Origin of the sequence: Hymenobacter chitinivorans DSM 11115 (assembly GCF_002797555.1) — a bacterium.
Classification (GTDB): domain Bacteria; phylum Bacteroidota; class Bacteroidia; order Cytophagales; family Hymenobacteraceae; genus Hymenobacter; species Hymenobacter chitinivorans.
In genome coordinates this window covers 766582-787341 of the sequence record NZ_PGFA01000001.1, presented here as the reverse complement: position 1 = coordinate 787341, position 20760 = coordinate 766582, and the positions used below count along the sequence as shown (strand labels likewise).

Annotated in this window: 18 protein-coding genes; 11 read left to right on the top strand and 7 right to left on the bottom strand. The window is 60.4% G+C overall.

Going from position 1 to position 20760, the window contains the following annotated elements; all coding sequences use genetic code 11:
- Positions 1 to 124: 124 nt before the first annotated feature.
- Complete coding sequence (gene hemE / locus CLV45_RS03225; protein ID WP_100334951.1) at positions 125 to 1174, top strand: uroporphyrinogen decarboxylase; 1050 nt, start codon at positions 125 to 127, stop codon at positions 1172 to 1174.
- Between the two features lie 158 nt (positions 1175 to 1332).
- Here hemE and CLV45_RS03220 read toward each other — a convergent pair whose 3' ends face one another.
- The 3 genes from CLV45_RS03220 to CLV45_RS03210 form a co-directional block, all read right to left on the bottom strand.
- The gene (locus CLV45_RS03220; protein WP_100334950.1) at positions 1333 to 2349 is read right to left on the bottom strand and encodes a bifunctional heptose 7-phosphate kinase/heptose 1-phosphate adenyltransferase; all 1017 of its coding nucleotides are present in this window, start codon (positions 2347 to 2349) and stop codon (positions 1333 to 1335) included.
- Between the two features lie 280 nt (positions 2350 to 2629).
- Positions 2630 to 3853: a pyridoxal phosphate-dependent aminotransferase gene (locus tag CLV45_RS03215; protein WP_100334949.1), complete on the bottom strand. Its 1224-nt coding sequence runs from the start codon at positions 3851 to 3853 to the stop codon at positions 2630 to 2632.
- A 222-nt stretch (positions 3854 to 4075) separates the two neighbouring features.
- Positions 4076 to 6118 carry a glycosyltransferase family 2 protein gene (locus CLV45_RS03210; RefSeq protein WP_211289896.1) on the bottom strand — a complete coding sequence of 681 codons (2043 nt, stop codon included), beginning with the start codon at positions 6116 to 6118 and terminating at the stop codon, positions 4076 to 4078.
- A gap of 152 nt (positions 6119 to 6270) precedes the next feature.
- Between CLV45_RS03210 and CLV45_RS03205 the strand changes: the two genes are divergently transcribed.
- The 8 genes from CLV45_RS03205 to CLV45_RS03170 all read left to right on the top strand — a co-directional run bounded on the left by CLV45_RS03205 (position 6271) and on the right by CLV45_RS03170 (position 13424).
- Positions 6271 to 7050 carry a hypothetical protein gene (locus tag CLV45_RS03205; RefSeq protein WP_157807256.1) on the top strand — a complete coding sequence of 260 codons (780 nt, stop codon included), beginning with the start codon at positions 6271 to 6273 and terminating at the stop codon, positions 7048 to 7050.
- A 151-nt stretch (positions 7051 to 7201) separates the two neighbouring features.
- Positions 7202 to 7978, top strand: coding sequence for a hypothetical protein (locus CLV45_RS03200; protein ID WP_100334946.1), 777 nt, complete (start codon positions 7202 to 7204; stop codon positions 7976 to 7978).
- Between the two features lie 119 nt (positions 7979 to 8097).
- On the top strand, positions 8098 to 8898 hold the full coding sequence (locus CLV45_RS03195) for a hypothetical protein (RefSeq protein ID WP_100334945.1): 801 nt from the start codon (positions 8098 to 8100) through the stop codon (positions 8896 to 8898).
- 128 nt (positions 8899 to 9026) lie between these two features.
- The gene (locus CLV45_RS03190; protein WP_100334944.1) at positions 9027 to 9824 is read left to right on the top strand and encodes a hypothetical protein; all 798 of its coding nucleotides are present in this window, start codon (positions 9027 to 9029) and stop codon (positions 9822 to 9824) included.
- Between the two features lie 90 nt (positions 9825 to 9914).
- Complete coding sequence (locus tag CLV45_RS03185; protein WP_100334943.1) at positions 9915 to 10706, top strand: hypothetical protein; 792 nt, start codon at positions 9915 to 9917, stop codon at positions 10704 to 10706.
- Positions 10707 to 10790: 84 nt separating this feature from the next.
- Positions 10791 to 11570: a hypothetical protein gene (locus tag CLV45_RS03180; RefSeq protein ID WP_157807255.1), complete on the top strand. Its 780-nt coding sequence runs from the start codon at positions 10791 to 10793 to the stop codon at positions 11568 to 11570.
- A gap of 337 nt (positions 11571 to 11907) precedes the next feature.
- Positions 11908 to 12453, top strand: coding sequence for an SdpA family antimicrobial peptide system protein (locus CLV45_RS03175; RefSeq protein ID WP_100334941.1), 546 nt, complete (start codon positions 11908 to 11910; stop codon positions 12451 to 12453).
- An 8-nt stretch (positions 12454 to 12461) separates the two neighbouring features.
- Positions 12462 to 13424, top strand: coding sequence for a sporulation-delaying protein SdpB family protein (locus tag CLV45_RS03170; RefSeq protein ID WP_100334940.1), 963 nt, complete (start codon positions 12462 to 12464; stop codon positions 13422 to 13424).
- Between the two features lie 10 nt (positions 13425 to 13434).
- Here CLV45_RS03170 and recR read toward each other — a convergent pair whose 3' ends face one another.
- Together recR and CLV45_RS03160 are read right to left on the bottom strand one after the other, a co-directional pair.
- Positions 13435 to 14043: a recombination mediator RecR gene (recR, locus tag CLV45_RS03165; protein ID WP_100334939.1), complete on the bottom strand. Its 609-nt coding sequence runs from the start codon at positions 14041 to 14043 to the stop codon at positions 13435 to 13437.
- Positions 14044 to 14125: 82 nt separating this feature from the next.
- A complete protein-coding gene (locus CLV45_RS03160) occupies positions 14126 to 14407 on the bottom strand; it encodes an ATP-dependent Clp protease adaptor ClpS (protein ID WP_100334938.1) in 282 nt (93 codons plus the stop codon).
- A gap of 232 nt (positions 14408 to 14639) precedes the next feature.
- Here CLV45_RS03160 and CLV45_RS03155 point away from each other — a divergent pair, with 232 nt between their 5' ends.
- Together CLV45_RS03155 and CLV45_RS03150 are read left to right on the top strand one after the other, a co-directional pair.
- Positions 14640 to 16802 (top strand): S9 family peptidase, encoded by a 2163-nt coding sequence (locus CLV45_RS03155; protein ID WP_100334937.1) that lies wholly within the window; start codon positions 14640 to 14642, stop codon positions 16800 to 16802.
- 45 nt (positions 16803 to 16847) lie between these two features.
- The gene (locus CLV45_RS03150; protein ID WP_100334936.1) at positions 16848 to 17657 is read left to right on the top strand and encodes a hypothetical protein; all 810 of its coding nucleotides are present in this window, start codon (positions 16848 to 16850) and stop codon (positions 17655 to 17657) included.
- Positions 17658 to 17743: 86 nt separating this feature from the next.
- Here CLV45_RS03150 and CLV45_RS03145 read toward each other — a convergent pair whose 3' ends face one another.
- Together CLV45_RS03145 and CLV45_RS03140 are read right to left on the bottom strand one after the other, a co-directional pair.
- Positions 17744 to 20269 carry a DUF4132 domain-containing protein gene (locus CLV45_RS03145; RefSeq protein ID WP_157807254.1) on the bottom strand — a complete coding sequence of 842 codons (2526 nt, stop codon included), beginning with the start codon at positions 20267 to 20269 and terminating at the stop codon, positions 17744 to 17746.
- Between the two features lie 65 nt (positions 20270 to 20334).
- Positions 20335 to 20730: a hypothetical protein gene (locus tag CLV45_RS03140; protein WP_100336939.1), complete on the bottom strand. Its 396-nt coding sequence runs from the start codon at positions 20728 to 20730 to the stop codon at positions 20335 to 20337.
- Positions 20731 to 20760: the final 30 nt, after the last annotated feature.

Here is a 20760-nt window from a genome sequence, read left to right as displayed (position 1 = left end):
GCGGAAGGTGCTTCACTCCACTTCGTTGCGCTCAGGATGACAGGTGAAATAAACCAGTAGTCGGCGCATTGCTGCCCGGCAGCGCGTAACTTGCGCCCGATTTCCGGCCCTGCGCCTTCTACCTATGCTCAAGAACGACCTCCTGCTTCGCGCCGCCCGTGGCGAAGAAACCGAACGTACTCCCGTGTGGCTCATGCGCCAGGCGGGCCGAATTCTGCCCGAATACCGTGCCCTGCGCGGCCGCCTGAGCGGCTTTAAGGAGCTGGTCGAGACGCCGGAGCTGGCGGCCGAAGTTACCATTCAGCCCGTGGACGCCCTCGACGTGGACGCGGCCATCATCTTCTCCGACATCCTGGTGGTGCCCGAAGCCATGGGCCTGACCTACGAAATGGTGGAAGCCCGCGGCCCGCTGTTTCCCGAAACCATCAAAACGGCCCAGGACGTGGCCCGCATGCGCGTCGCCGACCCCGAAGAGCACCTGGGCTACGTGCTGGAGGCCATCCGCGTGACCAAGCGCGCCCTCAACGGCCGGGTGCCCCTTATCGGCTTTGCCGGTGCGCCCTGGACGATTCTGGCCTATATGGTGGAAGGTCACGGCTCCAAGACCTTCAGCAAGGCCCGGCGTATGCTCTACACCAACCCCGAGCTGGCCCACGAACTGCTCGACAAAATCACCCGCACGACCATTGCCTACCTGCAAGCCCAGGTGGAAGCCGGGGCCAACCTCATCCAGGTCTTCGACTCCTGGGCCGGCATCCTGCCCCCCGACCACTACCAGCAGTTTTCGGCCCGCTACATTGCCGCCATCTGCGATGCTATGCCCGCCGATGTGCCCGTCACGGTGTTTGCCAAAGGCGCCTGGTTTGCCGTGCAGGACTTCGCTCACTTCAACTGCCGCACCATCGGCCTCGACTGGAACGAGGACCCGCGCCTGGTGCGCGCCGCCATCGGCGACGCCAAAACCCTGCAAGGTAACCTCGACCCCTGCGCCCTTTACGGCTCCCGTGAGCAGGTCCAGCAGGCTACCATCGAGATGCTGCGCCGCTTCGGCCCCCAGCGCCACATTGCCAACCTGGGCCACGGCGTCTACCCCGATACCGACCCCGACAACGTGCGCGTGTTCATCAACACGGTCAAGGAATTCAGCACCCTGGCGCGCGAAGGCGCTATTTAAAGCCTCTGCACAGTACGACCTGCCCTTTTACTAGAAAGCCCTCAATCGTTGCTACGGTTGAGGGCTTTTCACCTTAGAAAACTCGGTGCATTTCAGAGGACGGATTGCTTCGCTTTGCTCGCAAGGACACCAGGCGCATTAGCTCATTGACATATTCCTCACCCTAGCACGTTAGCCGATAGTGCCTCTTCTAGCAGCCGCTGCTTCTCAATCGGCACTACGCCGACTTGCTCGCACACCAGGCCGCCGCCTAGGTTGGCCAGGGCTGCCATGACGGGCGGCTCCAGGCCCAGGGCCACGCACAAGGCGGCAATGCTGATAACCGTGTCGCCGGCGCCGGACACGTCGGAAATCATGCGCAGGTGGGCCGGAATGTAGCTGCGGCCACTGTCTTGCGACTCGCTGAACACGCCCCGCTCCGAAAGGGTGACGAGCACGATTTCGGGCCGAAGCAATTCGCGCAGACGCTCCACGGCGGCTTCAAACTGGGGCCGGTCGGCGTCGGTATCGCCGAATTCCAGCTTCAGGCCCTCGCGCAGCTCCTTGAGGTTAGGCTTGAAGAGAGTACAGTGCTGGTAGGCCAGAAAGTTCTTTTTCTTGGGGTCGACGACGGTCGGAATGCCTTTCTGCCGGGCCAGGTCAATGAAGTAGGCAATGCTGCCGGAGTTGAGCACGCCCTTGTCGTAATCCTCGAAAATCACCACGTCGGCGCGGTCCAGCAGGACTTCGTAGCGGGCTTGTAGGGCGGCCGCCTCCTGGTTGTTGAGGTCGGTTTCCACTTCCGAGTCGATGCGGAGCAGATGCTGCCCGGCGGCCAGGATGCGCTGCTTCACGGTGGTAGGCCGGTCGGGGCTGCGCACGATGCCCTCGGCCGAGAGGTCTTTGTCGCGCAGCAGTTCCAGGAGCTGGTTGCCGCCGGTGTCTTCGCCGATGACGGCGCAGAGCAGCGGGGTAGCGCCCAGAGCCTGCACGTTGAGGGCCACGTTGGCGGCCCCGCCCAGGCGCTGCTCGGTCCGGCTCACGTTCACGACCGGCACCGGCGCCTCGGGCGAGAGGCGGCTGGCCTTGCCCCAGACGTAGGCGTCCATCATCACGTCGCCCACGATGAGGACGGTCAGGCGGTTGAAGGCAGCAAATACGGCGGGTAACGTGGTAAGCGAAGCGGCAGTCGACATCAGGACAAGTCAAAGGGAAGCCGCAAAGGTAAACAGGCGCGGCGGAATGGAAGGCGGGCAGTGGAGCAGAGGGCTGACGTTATGTATTCTGTCATCGTGAATTTGTTCTGTCCTCCTGAACGCAGTGAAGCAGCTTCCTCACCTCACCTACCACGGGTTGTACCAACGTGACAAAGCCCTTCACCGCCGCGGCAGTAAAGGGCTTCGTACGTTGAATCAGGCTTGTAACTGAGGCGAGGAAGGTCCTTCGCTGCGCTCAGGAGGACAAAGCGTAGGTCGTTTACACCAGCTTATCCAAACTCACTTTGATGCGGCGGAAGGCTTCACGGAGCTTTTCATCGGCGGCGGCGGTGCTGAAGCGGATGCAGTTGGGCGCCCCAAAGGCCTCGCCCGTGACGGCGGCCACGTGGGCGTCGCTGAGCATGTAGAGAGCTAGGTCGGTGGCCGTGTGGATGACCGTGCCGGCGGGCGTGGTGCGGCCGAAGTAGGCGCTGACATCGGGGAAGATGTAGAAGGCCCCGCTGGGGGTAGGCGTTTTAAAGCCCGATATTTCCTTGACCTGCTCCACCACCAGGTCGCGGCGGCGGCGGTAGGCGGCCACCATTTCGTCGGCCGAGGTGCGGCCGCCTTCCAGGGCCGCCAAAGCCGCGCGCTGGGCCACCGAGCAGGTGCCGGAAGTAATCTGGCTCTGGAATTTCTCGCAGGCCGCGGCAATCTGCTTGGTAGCGGCCAGGTAGCCCACGCGCCAGCCCGTCATGGCGTAGCCCTTCGAGAAGCCGTTGACGGTAATAACCCGCTCCTTTACTTCGGCAAACTGGGCCAGGCTCACATGCTCACCCACGAAGTTGATGTATTCGTAGATTTCGTCGGCAATGACGTGAATCTGCGGGTGCTGGGTCAACACTTCCACGATGGAGCCCAGCTCCTGGCGCGTAAACACCGCGCCCGTGGGGTTGCAGGGCGAGGAATACATAATGAGCTTGGTGCGGGGCGTAATGGCGGCTTCCAGCTGGGCGGCCGTCACTTTGTAGTCATTTTCCAGGGTACCCAGCAGCGTCACGGTCACGCCCTCGGCCAGGCGCACCATCTCCTCGTAGCTCACCCAGTAGGGCGCAAACACGATGACCTCGTCGCCGGGATTCACTAAGCTGAGCACGGCGTTGGCCAGGGCCTGCTTGGCCCCGGTGCTCACCACGATGTTCTCGCACTGGTAGTCGAGCTGGTTTTCGCGCTTGAGCTTGTCGGCAATGGCCTGGCGCAGATCCACGTAGCCGGGCACGGGCATGTACTTGGTGTAGCCCTCGTCCATGGCCTTTTTGGCCGCGTCGCGAATGTATTGCGGGGTTTCAAAGTCGGGCTCGCCAAAGCTCAGGTTAATCACATCCACGCCTTGGGCCATCAGCTCGCGGGCCTTTTTAGCCATGGCAATGGTTTGGGGCTCCTGCAAAGCGTTGATGCGGTCGGATACGACGGAAGTAGTCAGCACGGCGTCAGAATTAAGCATAAGAAACGGGTTGGGGTGGGGCCGGCAAAAGTACGGATTTACGGCGGCTCCCGCCGGCCTACTCCTTTGACCCTGGGCCATAACCAGCCAGCTACACCTTGGTTTTGCCGGCAAAATGAGAGGAGCCGTATTTCAAACAATTCTGCCCAAACAATTTAAATTGTTTGGGCAGAATTGTTTGAAGCTAAAAGGAAGCCTAAGCAGTGGTCAAGGGCGGGCAGCTTACCTTTGCCGGCCCAGTTCGCGCAGGCAGCGCAGCAGAATGCTCACGTCCATCGAGGACTCGTAGTCTTTGGCGTAGAGCAGCTCCAGGCGGCGGCGCGTAGCTTCGGGCAGCGCCGCGGAAGCGTGGGCAGCATCGGCGGGCGAGAGGATGGCGCGGGCCGTGCGGCGCGGCCCCACGGCGTGGCGCAGACCCACCCAGGTGGCGGCCCCGCCCAGCACGCGCAGGCAGTTGCGCAAGAACCCGACTTTCTCCTTCTGCGCCCAAATCAGCAGCGGAGCCCCGGCCAGCAGCAGCACACTCAGCAGCACGTCGAAAACGCGCTTGGTGCGGGCCAGCTGGGGCTGGTAGAGGTTCAGGGCAATGTCGAGGGCGTAGTAGTCGCCGGGCGAGTCTTTCGAGGAGCTGCCGATGATATACTGGCTGTCCTCGGGCAGAATCTTGTAGGCCACCGGCGGGTCCTGGGGCAGGCTCACCATGAGGGCAATAATCTGGCTGGCGGAGAGGTCCTTACCGCAGAAAATCAGCTCATCCAGGTCGTAGATGCGGATAATATCGTCGAGCTGCCGGACTTCCCCCAGCGGGTCGTCCGGTGAATGAGTGAAGTGGTGAGTTGGTGAAGTAGGGCTTACGACCTCGGCGGCGGGCGTGACGTAGCCGATGATGCGGGCCTGGACGGCGGCCGTTTCGAGCAGGCGGCGCACCCGGCCGCTTTCCTGGGCCGAGCCCACGATGGCCACGTTTTTCTGGCGCCGCTCGTTCAGGCGAAGGTCGCGGTAGCGGTAGAAGTGAAACGCCAAGCGGCGGCCCACCATGGCGGCAATGCTCCAGGCCCCGCCCAGGATAATGAGGGCCTTGGAAAAGCGGTAGGCGTCGAGGAAGTTGGAAAAGGCCGAAATCAGGACCGTACCCACGAAGATACCGCGCACGATGCGGCCGGTTTTGGTGGGCTGGTCGTAAGCCCCGCTGAAGAAGGCCGAGGTGAGCCACACCACGATGTAGGCCGGCACGGCCACCAGCATAAACTCGGGCGGGTAGTCGGTGCGCACGTACTTGTGGTTCTGCTCCCAGTAGGATTTCAGAAAGTACATACCCCCGTAGATCAGGCCCGCGTCGAGCAGCACCGGGGCGGCCTGCAGCAGCAGGCGCTGGGCCACGGCCATGCCCGCCCGCAGCCAGATGGCCAGGTTGATGAGCAACGAAAACGTACCGGCGCGCTCGGGAGCAAAGTGTTTGCGGGCAAAAATCACCATGGCCCGGTAAAACACAAACACGTAGTTGACGCTGGTACGCTTGGTGCTCTCGCCCTTGTAGTGAATGATGCGGGTGCCGGGGAAATAGTAGTTTTTCCAGCCGCCCTGGGTTAGGCGGTACGAGAGGTCAATGTCCTCGCCGTACATGAAGTAGTCCTCGTCGAGGAGGCCCACCTGGTCGAGGGCGGTGCGGCGCATGAGCATAAAGGCTCCGCTGAGCACTTCAATTTCGTGGGCCTGGTCCTTGTCGAGGTAGCCCAGGTGGTATTGCCCAAACGTGCGCGACTTGGGAAACAGGCTGGCCAGCCCGAAAATCTTATAGAAAGCCACCGCCGGCGTGGGCAGCCCCCGCTTGCTTTCGGGCAGAAACTTGCCTTGCCCGTCGAGCATTTTCACGCCCAGGCCCCCACCGTCGGGGTGCTGGTCCATAAAGTCGCAGCAGGCCCGGAAGGTGTCTTCCTCCACCACCGTATCGGGGTTGAGCAGCAGAATATACTCGCCCCGGGCCACGCGCATGGCCTGGTTGTTGGCCTTCGAAAAGCCGGGATTGTCCTTATTCTCAATCAGAATAACTTCCGGAAACCGCTCCCGCACCATGGCCACCGAGCCGTCCACGGAGTTGTTGTCGACGACGAAGACTTCGGCCGGGGCCCCGAGTTTCTCCACTGCCCGCCGCACCGACAACAGGGCCTGCTCCAGAAAATAGCAGACGTTGTAATTAACAATGACGATGGACAGCTTCACGGAGTGCAAAAAGGGCAGCGGATTGGGGCGGCGAAAGTTACGCACTTACGCTGTATCCCGGCGCAACGGCCCGTTGGTCCTTACAATCCTGGAGTATATCCCATAAGCATGGTGGTTAAGAATCAGTGCCGTAAGCTTGCTATCGAAGTCAGAGTTACCAGCCTTATCCTCTTGTTTTATCTTATCTCTTATTCAGCATGGCACCACCCGTGTATTCACTGTCCTCGCTCAAAACCCTGGGCTTGATAACCGCCGTCAGCTTGCTGGCTCCGAGCTGCGGCCCCAACGAAGTAATTGCGCCCGACGCTCCCACTGCCAAGTCGCAGCAGGAAAAAGTTGATTACTCGGGGGAGGAGCTGTTCCGGGGCATTTTCTTCTTCGAAGGCCGCGTAGCCGAGCAAATTCCGTCCTTCGACGCCTACCGGGCCACGATTCGCCGGGCCGGCACCCAGCACCACGAGGTACTCGTGAAGCGGGCCCACACCGTGGATGCGCTGGTGAAAGGTGTACGCAGCATTTACCCCACGTACTTCATCGAGCTCAAGCAGGCCATCCAGTCCGAGAACTTTGAACGCATCAAAGGGGTCATTCGCAAGGGTACGGCTCTGAACGAAGCCGCCGCGCTGGCCACCCTGACCTCCCCCGAAGAAAAGCAGGCGTTTTTGCAGCGCCGGCAGGTGATTCAGTCGCTGAACATGGCCGCGTACGATTTCAAAAAAGAGCAGGACCTCAAGCGCTTCGTGCAGGACTCCAAGCAGGCCCTGACCGAGGCGGGCTACGAGTCGAGTCAGCCCATCCAAGACGAGGTGGAATACGCCTTCGTTTATCAGCAAACCGACGTCTTTGCCTACCAGTACTCCTCGGTGGTCATTGCCGAGAGCGTCCACGCCTGGTTTGAGCAGCTGGCCGATCAATCGGGCACCAGCCAGCTGGAAATGGAACTGCTTATCAAGGAGCTGGCCGACAACCTTAACTAAGCCCGGCCGCGGGTAGTAGCCTGCCCCTTCCGCTTAGCCGCGTAGCCCTACGCCGCTAGTGCTACCGAGCGGTTCTTGCTCGCCAGCGGTGCGGCCACGCTATACTTCACCTTATCTATTTTCATCTTATACTTTTTATCCCCTACGTAAAATGCTTAGCTCTATTCGTAACTCTGTTTCGCTCGGTACGCTGAGCTTATTCCTGGCGGGCACGGCCGTGCTGGCCAGCTGCAGCAAAGAAGATCAGGCCACCCCGGCTCCGGCCGTAGCCCAGCACAAAACCCAGGACTACACCGGCGAGGAACTGTTCCGCGGCATCTTCTTCTTCGAAGGCGAGGTAGCGGCCAAGGTACCGGCCTTCGACTCGTACCGCACCACCATTCGCAAGCAGATTCAGCTGCACCCGGGCCTGGCTGCCGTCCGCCACCGCAATATCGACCATATCGTGGAAGCCGTCCGCCGCCTGGACCCCACGTATTTCGACAAGCTCCAGCAGGCTATTAAGTCCCAGAACTTCGAGCGAATCACGGCCGCTATCCGGTTGGGCACGACTCTGAACGAAGCCGTAACACTTAACGCTTTCACCTCTGACACGCAAAAGCAGACTTACCTGCAACGCAAGCGCGTGCTGCAGTCCCTGGATATGAAGCGCTACGACTTTAGCAAGGAGCAGGACATTGCCCGCTACACCCAGGACGCCAAGCAAGCCTTGACCGCCGCCGGCCAGGACGTAGCGCCCGTGATGGAGCAGATTGAAGCTTCGTTCGTGATGGTGTACCAGTCCGGCGACTATATCGCCTACCAGAGCGTGTCGGTCTTCATTGCCGAGGTGGCTCACGCCTTCTTCGAGTACGTCGCCGATCAGTCGGGCGAAAGTAAGCTGGAGGCAGAAATGCTCATCAAGCAGCTCGCCCTCAACTTAAACTAAACGCCCGCCGCGCCGCCTGGCCTCTGCGGGCAGCAAACAGCCGGCATAATCTAACCCTAGCTTATTCACTTTTTCACTCTTCACTTTTCACATTTTTCTACCTTCTACCCTCTATTTTTATGTTTACCTACATTCGCAATTCCGGTATTTCGAAGGCTGCCATGATGCTCGGCCTCACCTCTTTCCTGGCCGTAAGCTGCTCGAAAGATGAGCTGCAGGCTCCGGCCCCGGCGGCCAGCAGCTCCGTCCAAGCCAGCGTTTCGGGCGAGACCTTGTTCCGCGGCATCTTCCTGATGGAAGGCAAAATTGCCACCAAGCTGCACACCCTTGACGCGTTCCGCCTGGCCATGGAAAAAGCCGCCAAGAGCGACCCCAACTACGTGCAGAACCGCCTGAAAGGCAACAACTACCTCGTGGCACTGGTCCGCAAGCTGGACCCCAACTACTTCGACGAGCTGAAAGCGGCCGTAGCCTCGCAGGACTTCGCCAAGATTGACGTCACGATGCGCAAAGGCGGCATGCTGATTCAGGCCGCGGCCCTGGGCGGCCGCTCGACCGGAGCGGTGCAGGAGCGCAAGGCCCTGGTGGAGTCGATGGACCTGACCAAGTACGACTTCAAGCAGGAAGCCAGCGTCACGCAGTTTATGCAGGATGCCAAGCAGAAGCTGGCCGAATCGGGCACCGGCGACGAAGCTTCGCTGATGCAGCAGGATGAGCTGGAAATGTGCCTGACCGTGGCCGCCGTCGTGGCCGCCGTGGTATGGGAAGCCGTAGCCGTCGTGAACGTGGCCGTGGTAGCCACGGTGGCCGTCTACGCCGCCGCCCTGCTGTGGCGCCCCGCCGGCACCGATGCCACCGACGGCCCCGGCAACCTGGAAAAAGAGCAGTTCATCAAAGAAATTGCCCTGAGCCTGAACTAGGCCGTCCAATTACCTAGGAACCCGTGGGAGGCGGCCGGCTTCCACTAAGCAGGAGCTTTCCACGGGTCTTGGGACCAGCTACCTTATACCTATCCTTGTTTTAGCTATCCATTTATTCTATTTCGATTATGCTCGCCACTTTCCGTAAATCGACTTCGCTGAAGGCCCTGAGCCTGTTGGCCGTGGGTACGTCCCTGATGATGAGCTGCAGCAAAGAACAGGTACGGCCGGCTTCGGCCCCTACCGCTACCAGCCAAGTGGCTTCGGCCAGCTACAGCGGCGAGGAGCTGTTCCAGGGCATCTTTCTGATGCAGGGCCGGGTCGCAGCCCAGATTCCCTCTTTTGAGGCAACCCGCAAAGCCTTGGGCTCCCGCAAGCAGCACCCCGAGCAGCAGCTAAAACGCCAAGTTATAGCGGCCCGCCTAGTGGCCGCCGTTCGTACCCTGGACCCAGGCTACTTTGCGGAACTGCGCCAGGCCATTGCTTCTCAGAACTTCAACCAGATTGAGCAAGCACTCCGTAAGGGTGCCGCCCTGCATCATACGGCCCTGCAACAGGTTGTATCCGCAACCCAGTTGAGCAAACACCAGCAGCAGCGCAACGATGCGCTTAAGCAGATTGACTTCGCAAAATACGACTTCACCAAGCAAGCTGATTTTGAGCGGTTCCTGCAGGAGTCGCAGGCCGTGGCCGGCACCGGAACGGAGAGCGGGGTTGCGGCTCAGGACGAGCTACTTATCATCGATGATGGATTGGCCATTGTCTACGTACTACTATGGTACTGTGATACTTATCCGGGCATCGTACTGGGCAATGAGCAAGAGGGAATTAATGCCCAAATCAGCGAGGTAGTGCGGAAGCGGGCGGATCTGGAGAAGGAAAAACTGGTCCGGGACCTGGCCTTCCTTTCCGGCAGCCTGCGCTAGCCAACCCACGCTGGGGCCGTGGCTAACCGATTATGCTCCCAACTATATGTAACTAACGATTTATTTATCCCTCTTTAATTCTATCTAGCTATGCTTTCTTATTTCCGTAAATCGACTTCATTTAAAGCGCTGGGCCTGCTGGCCGTAGGTACCTCCCTGATGATGAGCTGCAGCAAAGAACAGGTGCAGCCCGCCGCCACGCCCGTCGCCGCCAGCACCGAAGCGTCAGCTCAGTACACCGGCGAAGAGCTGTTCCAGGGCATCTTCCTGATGCAGGGCCGGGTCGCAGCCCAGCTTCCTTACTTTGCTCCGTTTCGCTCGGCTCTGGACAAGACCCTGCGCCAGCACCCTGAGCAACAGCAAAAACGGCAGCAAACGACGCAGCGCATCACCCAGCTGGTGAAGCAGCAGAATCCCGGCTATTTTGCCGAGCTCCAGGCCGCCGTTGCGTCCCAGAACTTCAGCCGCATTGAGGAGACGCTGCGCAAAGGGGCCGCCCTGCACAAGACGGCGACGTTGTCTTTGTCGTCGAGTGCCCAGCACCGGCACCAGGCAGAATTGCTCAAGCAGCTGGACCTGAGCAAGTACGACCTCCGTAAGCAGGCCGACGTAGAGCGGTACCTGTCCGATGCCAAAGATCTCGGCGACCATGCCGCTACCGAAGCCGGGGTTGCCGCTCAGCTGGAAGAAGGTGTGGTGATAGATGGGGGGATTGTTCTCGATGTAGCCTTCTGGTATTATTACGCTTGGCCACTTGTACTCTACGTTGGGGCTGATCAAAACTCGGACAGCCAGGTAGGCGAGGTAATCCAGCGGCAGGCTAATCTGGAGAAAGAAAAGCTCGTTCGCGACCTGGCCTTGCTCGCCGGCTCCCAGCACTAACCTTCCAGCCGGGAGCAGCGGCGCCAGCTGTTCCCGGCCGGATTCAACTACACTTATCCTGTATTCTAATTCAGCTCCACTATTATGCTTTCTTATTTCCGTAAATCGACTTCGTTTAAAGCGCTGGGCTTGTTAGCCGTGGGTACGTCCCTGATGATGAGCTGCAGCAAGGACCAGGTAGCGCCGGCTTCATCTCCGGCCGAGACTACCCACGTTGCCAACGCCAGCTACAGCGGCGAGGAGCTGTTCCAGGGCATTTTCCTGATGCAGGGCAACGTAGCGGCCCACATTCCGTACTTCGCGCCGCTGCGCGCAATTATGGCCAAAAATATGCGTCAGCACCCCGAGCAGCAGCAAAAGCAGCAGGAAACGGCGCAGCGCATCACCCAGCTGGTGAAGCAGCAGAACCCGGGCTACTTTGCCGAGCTCAAGGCCGCTATTTCCTCCCAGAACTTCAACCGCATCGAGGCTAGCCTGAACAAAGGCGCCGCGCTGCATAAGACGGCAATCCTGTCGTTTTCTCCCGCGCTACAGCATAGCCGCCGCGCCGACCAGCTGCGGAAGCTGGATCTGAGCAAATACAACTTTAGCAAGCAGGAGGATTTGGAGCGCTACCTGAGTGATGCCAAAGCGGCGGTAGGTACCAGCGGCTCGGAAACCGGTCTGGCCGCCGAGGATGAAGTCGACACGGGCTACGTTATTGCCGTGTATTATTGGCAGGCCTTTGCCTTCTACTATTTCGTGACCTTAGGCGCCGACCAGAGCTCCGACAGCCAGGTTAGCTCCGTAATGCAGCAGCGGGCCAATCTGGAAAAGGAAAAGCTGGTTCGCGACCTGGCTTTCCTGCAGGCGGCTGCACGCTAACTGCGGTGAGGTCCCAGGCGGCTGGTAGCACCCCGCGCCAGCAGTAAGCCTGCCGGGGCCTCTCAGCCCAGGCACAAAAAACCACAGGTAACCTTCCGTTGAATGGTTGCCTGTGGTTTTTTGCCGTACCACCGCACGGTGCCTCTGGAGTCGGGCCGTTGCGCGGGCTCCAAATGTGCTTACGGTTTGGCAAACGCCCTGTTTATCCCGATAAACAGGGCGTTTGTGTAATAGAATTTAGCTGAAGCAGGCCTGCTCCTATCTTTCTATCAGTAAATCAGCCCCCACTTCAGCGGCACTCTCCACTTATTCTATTCCACCTTACCATCTGCTCGTTATGGAAATCAAACGCTTCTCTTTTTACCTCGCCATTCTAGCCCTGGGCTTTGTCCTGGTTTCGAAAGCGGTGCAGGCATCCGTGGGCGTAAACGCTACGGAAACAACGTTTCAGGAGCGCTACACCTTTAGTGTACTGCTGCCCGAAGGCTGGGGATTCTTCACCAAAAGCCCCCGGGACGAGAAGAATGTGCTCTACCGAATTCGCCCCGATAAAAGCCTGGAAGTCGCAACCCATAAGAATGCAGACCCGGAAAATTTGTTCGGTTTTTCCCGCCGAAGCCGCCGGGCCAATATGGAGTTCAGCCGGGTTATGGCCCAGGTCAAGGAAAAAGACTGGGACCAGTACCAGCGCTACTCTTTGCAGGACTTGATTGGGTCCGATACCATTGCTACGGTACACATTCCCTATTCCAGCACGCAATTCAACCAGTTGCAGAAGGGTACCTACATCGTGAAACGCTACACGATTACGCCCTGGGCCTGGGCCCAGTACCCGGAGCATTATACCAATCCTGAACGCTACCTGAAACTCACTATTAACTAAGCTTCGCCATGTATAAGAACACGTTACGCGCCCTGGACTCTTACGCTTCGGTTAACCCTTTCACGTGGGTATATGGCCTGGGGCGCAGCCTGATTGCGCTCGGCACCCTGATTACCTTGCTGCTCAGCAGCCCAGCCGTGCTCTTCGACCAGCAGCTGTTTGGCAAGATGAGCCTGGATGCTTCCCTGGAGAGCTTCAATATTTTCTTCCTCTTTGGTTTTGAGCACCTTAATTATGCGTACGCCCTAAGCATTGTGGTGCTGCTGGTCGTAATCTCCGGCGTGTTTCCGCGCTACACCGGCATTCTGCACTGGATAGTCACCTACAGCTTTTTCCAGTCGGGAAGCATTGTCGAGGGCGGTGACCAGATTGGCTCTATTATCACGATGCTGCTGGTGCCGGTGACCCTGCTCGATGGCCGGAAAAACCACTGGATAAACGTGCCCCAGGCCAACCCAAACTACTACGCCAACTTTATTGCCCGCGGCGCCCTGGCCCTGATTGCCCTGCAGATGGCGGTACTGTATTTCCATGCCGGCATCGAAAAAATGTACAAGCTCGACGAGTGGAAAAACGGGACGGCCGTGTACTACTTCTTTAATGACCCGCTCTTCGGCTACCCCGACTGGATGCACAGCATTATGGCTTCTGCCCTGACCAATGCCTACATCGTAACGTCGCTGACGTGGGGAACCATGATTTTCGAGGTCAGCTTGTTCGGCGCCCTGTTTATGGCCCCGCAGCAGCGCAAAAAGCTGATCTGGCTAGCGGTGGGCTTCCACTTGGGCATTGCCCTCATTTTTGGTCTGGTTAGCTTCTTTTGCGCCATGGCCGGCGGCTTAGTACTGTATATGATACCAGTTGAAACAAAAATTCCGGTTCTGCGAGGACGCAGAACCGGAACCATGCAACTTGTCTCGCGCCACGAGCAGCCGCAGCCTTACTCCAGCCTGGAGCCCGCTACGGCATAGCGTAGCCCCTTTATTTCACCTGCCGGGTACGCTCCACAATGGAGCGGCCCAAGGTGATTTCATCGGCGTACTCCAGCTCGCCGCCCATGGGAATGCCGCGGGCAATGGTGCTGATGTGCACATCGGGAAACTCGCGCAGCTTGCGCGAGAGGAAAAACGCGGTGGTGTCGCCCTCCATCGTGGGACTGATGGCCAGGATGATTTCCTTGATTTCCGACTCCGGAATCCGGGTCAGCAGCGTGTCGATATGCAAGTCGCTGGGGCCGATGCCCTCGATGGGCGAAATCACGCCGCCCAGCACGTGGTACACGCCCTGGTACTGGCCGGTGTTTTCGATGGCAATAACGTCGCGGATGTCGGACACGACGCAGACCAGGCTATGGTCGCGCAGCTTGTTGGCGCAGATGCTGCACTCCTCCGTGTCGGAGATGTTGTGGCAGGTCTGGCAGTAGGTTATTTCGAAGCGCATCTTGGCCAGGGCCTCGGCCAGGGCGCTGGTAGCTTCGGTTTCGGACTTGAGCAGGTGCAGCGTGAGGCGCAGGGCCGTTTTGCGCCCGATACCGGGCAGCTTGGCCAGCTCACCAACTGCGTTTTCTATCAGCTTGGAAGGAAACTCCATTCAGTAATTGTTGATTGTAGATTGCTGATTGTTGGTTGAACGTCAGCCAAACGACCAACAATCAACCCGTAACAATCAGCAATCAGAGTACGTCGGCAGAAATACCCCGGTCGTGAATGGCGGTGCACATGTCGGCCAGTTCCTCGTAGGCCCCGTGCTTGACGGTGCACTGGCCTTTGTGGTGAATCAGCAGGGTGCACTGCTCGGCCTGTTCCGGCTCGTGGCCGCACACGTCGATAAGGGTCCGGATGACGTGCTCGAAGGTATTTACATCATCGTTGTACACGATTAGGTCGCGCACGTCGATGGTTTCTTCCAGCAGGAGTACATCCTCGTCGTAGTCGATTTGTGGTTTGGTGGTCATGGCACAAAAGTACGGAAAATCAGGTAAAAAACCGTGTTTGCCGGCATTGTCCGGCCTAGTATAACCCGCTTAGCGCCAGAATCGTTTCCGGGCTTCCGGCGAATATTTGGGCGTTTCTATATGCTGCCGGAGCGGGCCACGGCAAGACAAGGCTGGCTGGACAATTACCGCGGGGTTCTTCGCAAATCCGCCGTAATTTCCAGCCCTGAACCTTCCTTCCTTTCCGTCGTTTATGCTCCATTTCACTTCGCGCCTGGGCCTGCTGCTCGTGTTGGCGCTGGTAAGTCAGCTGCCGGCCCGCGCCCAGCAGCGGCTTACCATGGAAGACGCCTTCCTCAACCGCAGCCTGCAACCCCAGAACCTGCGCCAGCTCACCTGGATTCCGGGCACGGCTGAAGTTGCCTTCGTGCGCACTACCAGCGGGCAGGACGAGCTGGTCCGCGCCGCCGCCGCCGGCCAGCCGGCCACCGTCGTAGCGGCCGGGCAGCTCACTGCCGCCCTGAAAATGGCTGGGGCCGAAGAAGCCAAGGCCTTGCCAGCCGTACAGTGGCTGGATGCCAGCAACCTGCTCATTACCAGCAAAGGCCAGGTGTACCGCTACGATACCAAGGCCGGCCAAGCCAGTCGGGTGCTGGGCTACGAGGCCACGGCCGAAAACGTGGAAATGGACCCAACCAAAACCCGCGTAGCCTATACCAAGGCCCAGAACCTGTACGTGTCGCTCATCGGGCGCGAAAATGAAGCCGTAACCCAGGAGCCCAACCCGGCCATCGTGAACGGGCAGGCGGCCCACCGCTCGGAGTTTGGCATCACCAAAGGCACGTTCTGGAGCCCCCAGGGCCAGAAGCTGGCCTTTTACCGCATGGACCAGACGATGGTGACGGACTACCCCATCGTGACGGTGCTGCCCGTGCCGGCCCAGGCCGTGCCCATCAAGTACCCCATGGCCGGCGACAAAAGCCACGAGGTGACCGTGGGCGTCTACGATTTGAACACCCGCAAAACCGTGTTTCTGCAAACCGGGGAGCCCCGGGAGCAATATTTGACCAATATCAGCTGGAGCCCCGACGAGAAGTTCATTTACGTGGCCGTGCTCAACCGGGCCCAGAACCACATGTGGCTGCGCCAGTACGACGCAACTTCGGGGGCTTTGGTCAAGACCCTGTTCGAGGAGCAGGACGACAAGACCTTCGTCGAGCCCCTGCACCCGGCCCAGTTCGTGCCCGGCCACGCCGACCAGTTTATCTGGCAAGCCCAGCGCGACGGCTACAACCACCTCTACCTCTACTCCACCAGCGGCAAGCTGCTGCGCCAGCTCACCAAAGGCCCCTGGCAGGTAACGGACGTGCTGGGCTTTGCCGACAACAACCGCGAAGTCGTGTTCCAGAGCACGGCGGCCAGCCCGTTGCAGCGCCGCATCTACAGCGTGAAGCTCGGCGGCGGCAAGGTGCGGGAGCTGACGCCCGAGGCCGGCACCCACACGGCCACGCTCAGCCCCGACGGTAACTTCCTGCTCGACAATTTCAGCAACGCCACCACGCCCCGCATCATCCGGACGGTGAGCGTGAAAACGGGCAAAACCGCGCAGACGCTGCTGACGGCCCCCAACCCCGTGGCGGGCTACCAGCTGGGCCAAACCAAGCTATTTCCCATCAAGGCCGCCGACGGGCAAACCGACCTGTACTGCCGCCTGATTACCCCGCCGGGCTTCGACCCCAGCAAGAAATATCCGACGGTGGTCTACCTCTACGGCGGCCCCCACGTGCAGCTCGTGACGGACTCCTGGCTGGGCGGCTCCAACCTGTGGATGCAGCTGATGGCCCAGAAAGGCTACGTCGTGTTTACGCTTGATTCGCGCGGTTCCGGCAACCGGGGCTCGGCCTTCGAGCGGGCCACGTTCCGCCAGCTGGGCACCCAGGAAATGCAGGACCAGCTAAAGGGCGTAGATTACCTCAAAAGCCTGCCCTACGTGGATGCCGCCCGCATTGGCATTCACGGCTGGAGCTTCGGCGGCTTCATGACGACAACCATGATGACGCGCAGCCCCGGCACGTTCAAGGTGGGCGTGGGCGGCGGCCCGGTTATCGACTGGCGCCTCTACGAGGTGATGTACACGGAGCGCTACATGGATACGCCCCAGGAAAATCCCGAAGGCTACGCTCAGGCCAACCTGCTCAACTACGTCGATAAGCTCCAGGGCCGCCTGCTGCTCATTCACGGCACCGTCGACGACGTGGTGGTGTGGCAGCACAGCCTCGACTACCTCAAGGCCGCCGTCGACAAGGGCATTCAGCTCGACTACTTCGTGTACCCCGGCCACCCGCACAACGTGGGCGGCAAGGACCGGGTCCACCTCTACACCAAAATCACTCAGTACTTCGACGAGCACCTGTAAGCCCGCCGACCTTTGCCATCCCGCTCCCACCCTGTTGTTATCCGCATGAAGCTTTTCGTAGTAATTCTGGGTGGCCTGTTGCTAGGCGGTCCGCTGGTGGCCCGGGCCCAGACAACGCCCCAGCCCGGGGCCGTTCGGGTGCCCTACCGCAGCCCGGTGTCGGGCGACGTGGTGGAAGTCAGCGTCGATTCGGTGGACTTTATGAAAGCCACGGCCCTGAACGAGGCGGTTTTCAAGAACTTCAGCGGACAGGTGTTTGCCAGCCTGGGCTACGCCGGGGCCCGCTACGGCGGCCTCAACGACCTGCTCCGGCAGGCCGGTTTCCCGCAGGTTGATAATGGGCAGTTCAGCTACGGCGGCGGGGGCAGCATCCGCTTCAAGCGCGTGGTGCTGGGCATTGAAGGCGTGGTGTATGATGTCAAACGAAAAGAGCAGGACCGGCGCACCGAGCTCAACTCGTCCAATGCCCTGAACTACCTCGGCTTTGCCTTCTTCAACCGCCGCCACACCCAGAGCTTCACGCCCACGCTGGGTGTCACCTACGCCTCGGCCGACATTACCCTGACCGAGCTCGGTCAGAACCCGGCCCAAACGGCCGGCGGCTTGCTCAGCGGGCCGGCCTACTCCCGCACCCTGCACTACCGCAGCACCGGTCTGGCCCTGGGTGCCCATTATGAAGCATACCCCTTCGATGCCGTCGTGCTCAAACGCTGCGTGGTGGGCCTGCACCTCAACTACTGCCCCCGCGTGGGCAAAGGCCGCTACCACGCCACCGACTACAAGCAGGAAACTGACGGGCCAGCCCTGAACCCGCTGCTGTTCTCGGCCCGGGCCGTGTTCGGCTTCGTGTTCTAAGCCTGTCCTTCCAAACCGCTCTTACAAAGCCAAGGCCACTCCCAGCGCAGGAAGTGGCCTTGGCTTTTTGGCAGGTACGCCCGGCTTCAGCGCCCAATCTGCCGGTTGATGGTGTCGTCGGTAATCTTGTCGTCGTCCATCAGCAGCAGGGCTTTGCTCAGGATAATGGACAGCACCGCGTCGCCCTCGAAGGGCAAAAACACGTCGGCGGCGCTGGGCGCTTTGGCCGAACGGTCGGGCACGATGCAGAGGTACTGGTCGTTGGGCTCCATCAGGATGTTGCCCGAGCCCAGGTGAATCTTGTAGGTGCGCCGCTTGCCGCGCACGACCAGAAACCGGTCCTGAATTTCGCTCACCTTCCCGATCTTCATGCGGGGTACCAGTCGTTCCAGGGCCAGCTTGCGGTTTTTGGCCACTTCGCCCAGCTCCCCAAAGCTGTAGCTTTCCCAGTAGTTGCGGTAGGCCGGCAGCCCGCCATTGTCGCGCCACTGCGGGTCGTTGCCCACGCTGGCCACGCCCACGAACAGGTCCACGTCGCGCATCACCTCCGAGAAAACCAGCGCCGGCACGTCCGTGAGCGGCACCACGCCGTGGCCCGTCGTGAAGCGCACCTGGTCGGTGCTGACGTAGTTCCAGATTCCGGCGTCGTTCCAGGCGTTGTCGGCATTTACTTCGCTCACCCAGAACTGGGCCTGCAAACCGTAGGCTGGCAGGTCCAGGGTAGCCGAGTCGGTTTCGTAGCCCTTGTCGTAAGCGCCCATCAGGCGGTAGCGCCAGCCGCGGAGCTTGGTCAGGGAGTTGAACTGGTGCTGGCGCAGAATGTGGGCCGCCATGCGGTTGGAATACGTACCGGTGCGCTCTTCAGGCGGCGTGAGCAGGTATAGTTCCCGGTAAGCCTGCTTGAGCGGCTGACGCAGCTGCCGCTCATCCAGCAGCCGGCGCCAGGCCAGCACTTCCGCCATCGGTGCCAGCACCGGATGCCAGAGCTGCACCTGCGCCTCGGGTGCGGGAGCCGCCACGGGCTGGCCCTGGGCATCGCACCAGGCCTCGTCCAGCCACAGCGCATCGGTGTGGGAGCCGTCGGGGTGGTGAAAGCGCCAGATCAGCGGCCGGACCAGGTAGCTGAGCAGCTCGTGCCCAAAGTAGTACTGCTCAAACCAGGCCAGCGGCAGCCGCCGGCCGGTTACGAAGCTCCGGTCGAGCCGCTCGCGCTGGGCCGTCAGATTTTGCTGCACCTGGGCCTGGGTTTCCTTCAGCTCTTTGAGCTCGGCGGCGTGGGTTTTCTTCAAAGCCGCCGGCGCCGATTTCAGCTCCTTGCCATCCTTGCGCCACTGCACTTCGGCCTTGCCCTCCACCAGGTGCAGCCGGGCCTGGTAGTCGCCGTAGTGGTACTCGGCCTGGCCCTGGGTCAGGCCCAGGGTGGGCACGGCCATGTCCTCAATTTCGGCGGGCGTGACGCCCAGCTCCTGGGCGGCTTTTTCCAGGTGGCCTTCAATCAGCGCCTGGGTGTTGGCCTGCTTGACTTTGAGCTTCAGCCGCGACAGGTGGGCCACGCCCGGCATGCCGCCCTGGGCCAGGGCCAGCACGCAGGCGTTGCCCAGGCTGGGTGCCACCTGCCCTTTCGCCGGAATTTTGCGGTAGCACTTCACCGCCAGCTCGGCCAGGGCGCCCAGCATCGGCCCGTCGAGCAAGGGCATACTGCTCCAGATCAAGCCCTTCGCCGCAGCCTGGCTGGTGTCGCTCAGGAAATGCCACTCGGAGTAGGTATAGCCGCCGTGCCCGTAGCTGGTAGTGCGGGTAAATTCCTGGACCGGCAGCCGGGCCAGCTCGCTCAGCCAGGCACCGTACTGCCGGCGCACCTCAGCGGGCTCCACTCCGGCCACGGCGGCCTCGGTTTCCTTGCGAAACTTGGCCGTGGGCTGGGCGCCCGTGGTTTTTTGCCACACTTGCAGCAGCCGCAGCCAGGGCTTGGCAGCCGAAGGCGGCAGCTGCCCCACAAACTCGTTCAGGGCCTGCCCGAAAGCGTCACTCTCCGAAAAGATGACCGTGGGCAAATTACTCTCTCCATCCTGACCCAGAATCTCCTGCACCTTCACCCGCAGCTTCATCAAGCCATTATCGGAGGAGTTGACGGCCATAACGGCCAGCAGCTGCCGCAAGTAGTCGAGCACGGGCTCCTCCAGGGGCTGTTTTTTGGCCTGCTTTTCCAGCTGGGTCAGCGTGGGCAGCACCGGATACAGGGCCAGGGCGTTGGCAATGCTATTGATGTTGGCGCCGGCCAATTCCAGGCCATAAAGACCCAGCAGCCGCACGTAGTCGGCGCCGGCCAGCTCCAGAGTGCTGCGCAACAGTACTTTGAGCAGCGTGTCGAGCTGGTAGCGGATTTCGTAGCTATTGTCCCGGTTGCGGATGGTGGCGGCCAAAGCCAGCACCAGCCGCCCTTTGTAGGCGGCGTCCCGGTCTTTGAGCTCCTGATACGTCGTCAGCTCGGTTAGCTTCAAATCGTAGTAGCTGAGTTTGCGCTGCTTTATTTCGCGCAGATAAGCTTGAATAAAATCCTGCATTTCGGCTACTTCGGGCGGAGCAGGAGCCGTTTCGGGAGTACTAGCCATAGCGTAGCAATGGGCGGATAGTGAAGGGACAAATAACGCGGAAACGGGTCGGAACCCGACCGGCCTCAGCCCCCTACCAGCGGCGTGAGCTTGATAAAGCTGGCCGTAGCACCCGAGCCCAGCCATACTTCCTCGTCGAGGCTGTCCACCTGTCGGTCATTTACGAGCACGAAGTAGCTGTTCTGCAAAAAGCCCTCTAGGGCCTTGTATAGCTGGGTTTCGGTGTCGATGGGCTTGGCCGTGCGCAGCAGCCGGAAGCCGTTGAGTACCTGCTCCGACTCCAGCGGCTGCACCAGCCCCTGAAATATCTCCTGCTGCCGGCTGTTGTAGGCGGCCACTTCCTGCTGCACGCGCTGGGCAATTACGTCGCGCACGGTGAGCATTTCCTGAGCAATTTCCAGCTCCAGCCGATTGAGAATCCCGCCGGCCACAGTTTCATCCTGAATGGTAAGTAAAGCCATAAAACGAATGCTAATATTGTTGAAAGCTTC

Bases quoted from the DNA above. Each gene is read 5' to 3' on its own strand.
- hemE (WP_100334951.1), top strand. From the start codon at position 125: ATGCTCAAGAACGACCTCCTGCTTCGCGCCGCCCGTGGCGAAGAAACC.
- CLV45_RS03220 (WP_100334950.1), bottom strand. From the start codon at position 2,349: ATGTCGACTGCCGCTTCGCTTACCACGTTACCCGCCGTATTTGCTGCC.
- CLV45_RS03215 (WP_100334949.1), bottom strand. From the start codon at position 3,853: ATGCTTAATTCTGACGCCGTGCTGACTACTTCCGTCGTATCCGACCGC.
- CLV45_RS03205 (WP_157807256.1), top strand. From the start codon at position 6,271: ATGGCACCACCCGTGTATTCACTGTCCTCGCTCAAAACCCTGGGCTTG.
- CLV45_RS03200 (WP_100334946.1), top strand. From the start codon at position 7,202: ATGCTTAGCTCTATTCGTAACTCTGTTTCGCTCGGTACGCTGAGCTTA.
- CLV45_RS03195 (WP_100334945.1), top strand. From the start codon at position 8,098: ATGTTTACCTACATTCGCAATTCCGGTATTTCGAAGGCTGCCATGATG.
- CLV45_RS03190 (WP_100334944.1), top strand. From the start codon at position 9,027: ATGCTCGCCACTTTCCGTAAATCGACTTCGCTGAAGGCCCTGAGCCTG.
- CLV45_RS03185 (WP_100334943.1), top strand. From the start codon at position 9,915: ATGCTTTCTTATTTCCGTAAATCGACTTCATTTAAAGCGCTGGGCCTG.
- CLV45_RS03180 (WP_157807255.1), top strand. From the start codon at position 10,791: ATGCTTTCTTATTTCCGTAAATCGACTTCGTTTAAAGCGCTGGGCTTG.
- CLV45_RS03175 (WP_100334941.1), top strand. From the start codon at position 11,908: ATGGAAATCAAACGCTTCTCTTTTTACCTCGCCATTCTAGCCCTGGGC.
- CLV45_RS03170 (WP_100334940.1), top strand. From the start codon at position 12,462: ATGTATAAGAACACGTTACGCGCCCTGGACTCTTACGCTTCGGTTAAC.
- recR (WP_100334939.1), bottom strand. From the start codon at position 14,043: ATGGAGTTTCCTTCCAAGCTGATAGAAAACGCAGTTGGTGAGCTGGCC.
- CLV45_RS03160 (WP_100334938.1), bottom strand. From the start codon at position 14,407: ATGACCACCAAACCACAAATCGACTACGACGAGGATGTACTCCTGCTG.
- CLV45_RS03155 (WP_100334937.1), top strand. From the start codon at position 14,640: ATGCTCCATTTCACTTCGCGCCTGGGCCTGCTGCTCGTGTTGGCGCTG.
- CLV45_RS03150 (WP_100334936.1), top strand. From the start codon at position 16,848: ATGAAGCTTTTCGTAGTAATTCTGGGTGGCCTGTTGCTAGGCGGTCCG.
- CLV45_RS03145 (WP_157807254.1), bottom strand. From the start codon at position 20,269: ATGGCTAGTACTCCCGAAACGGCTCCTGCTCCGCCCGAAGTAGCCGAA.
- CLV45_RS03140 (WP_100336939.1), bottom strand. From the start codon at position 20,730: ATGGCTTTACTTACCATTCAGGATGAAACTGTGGCCGGCGGGATTCTC.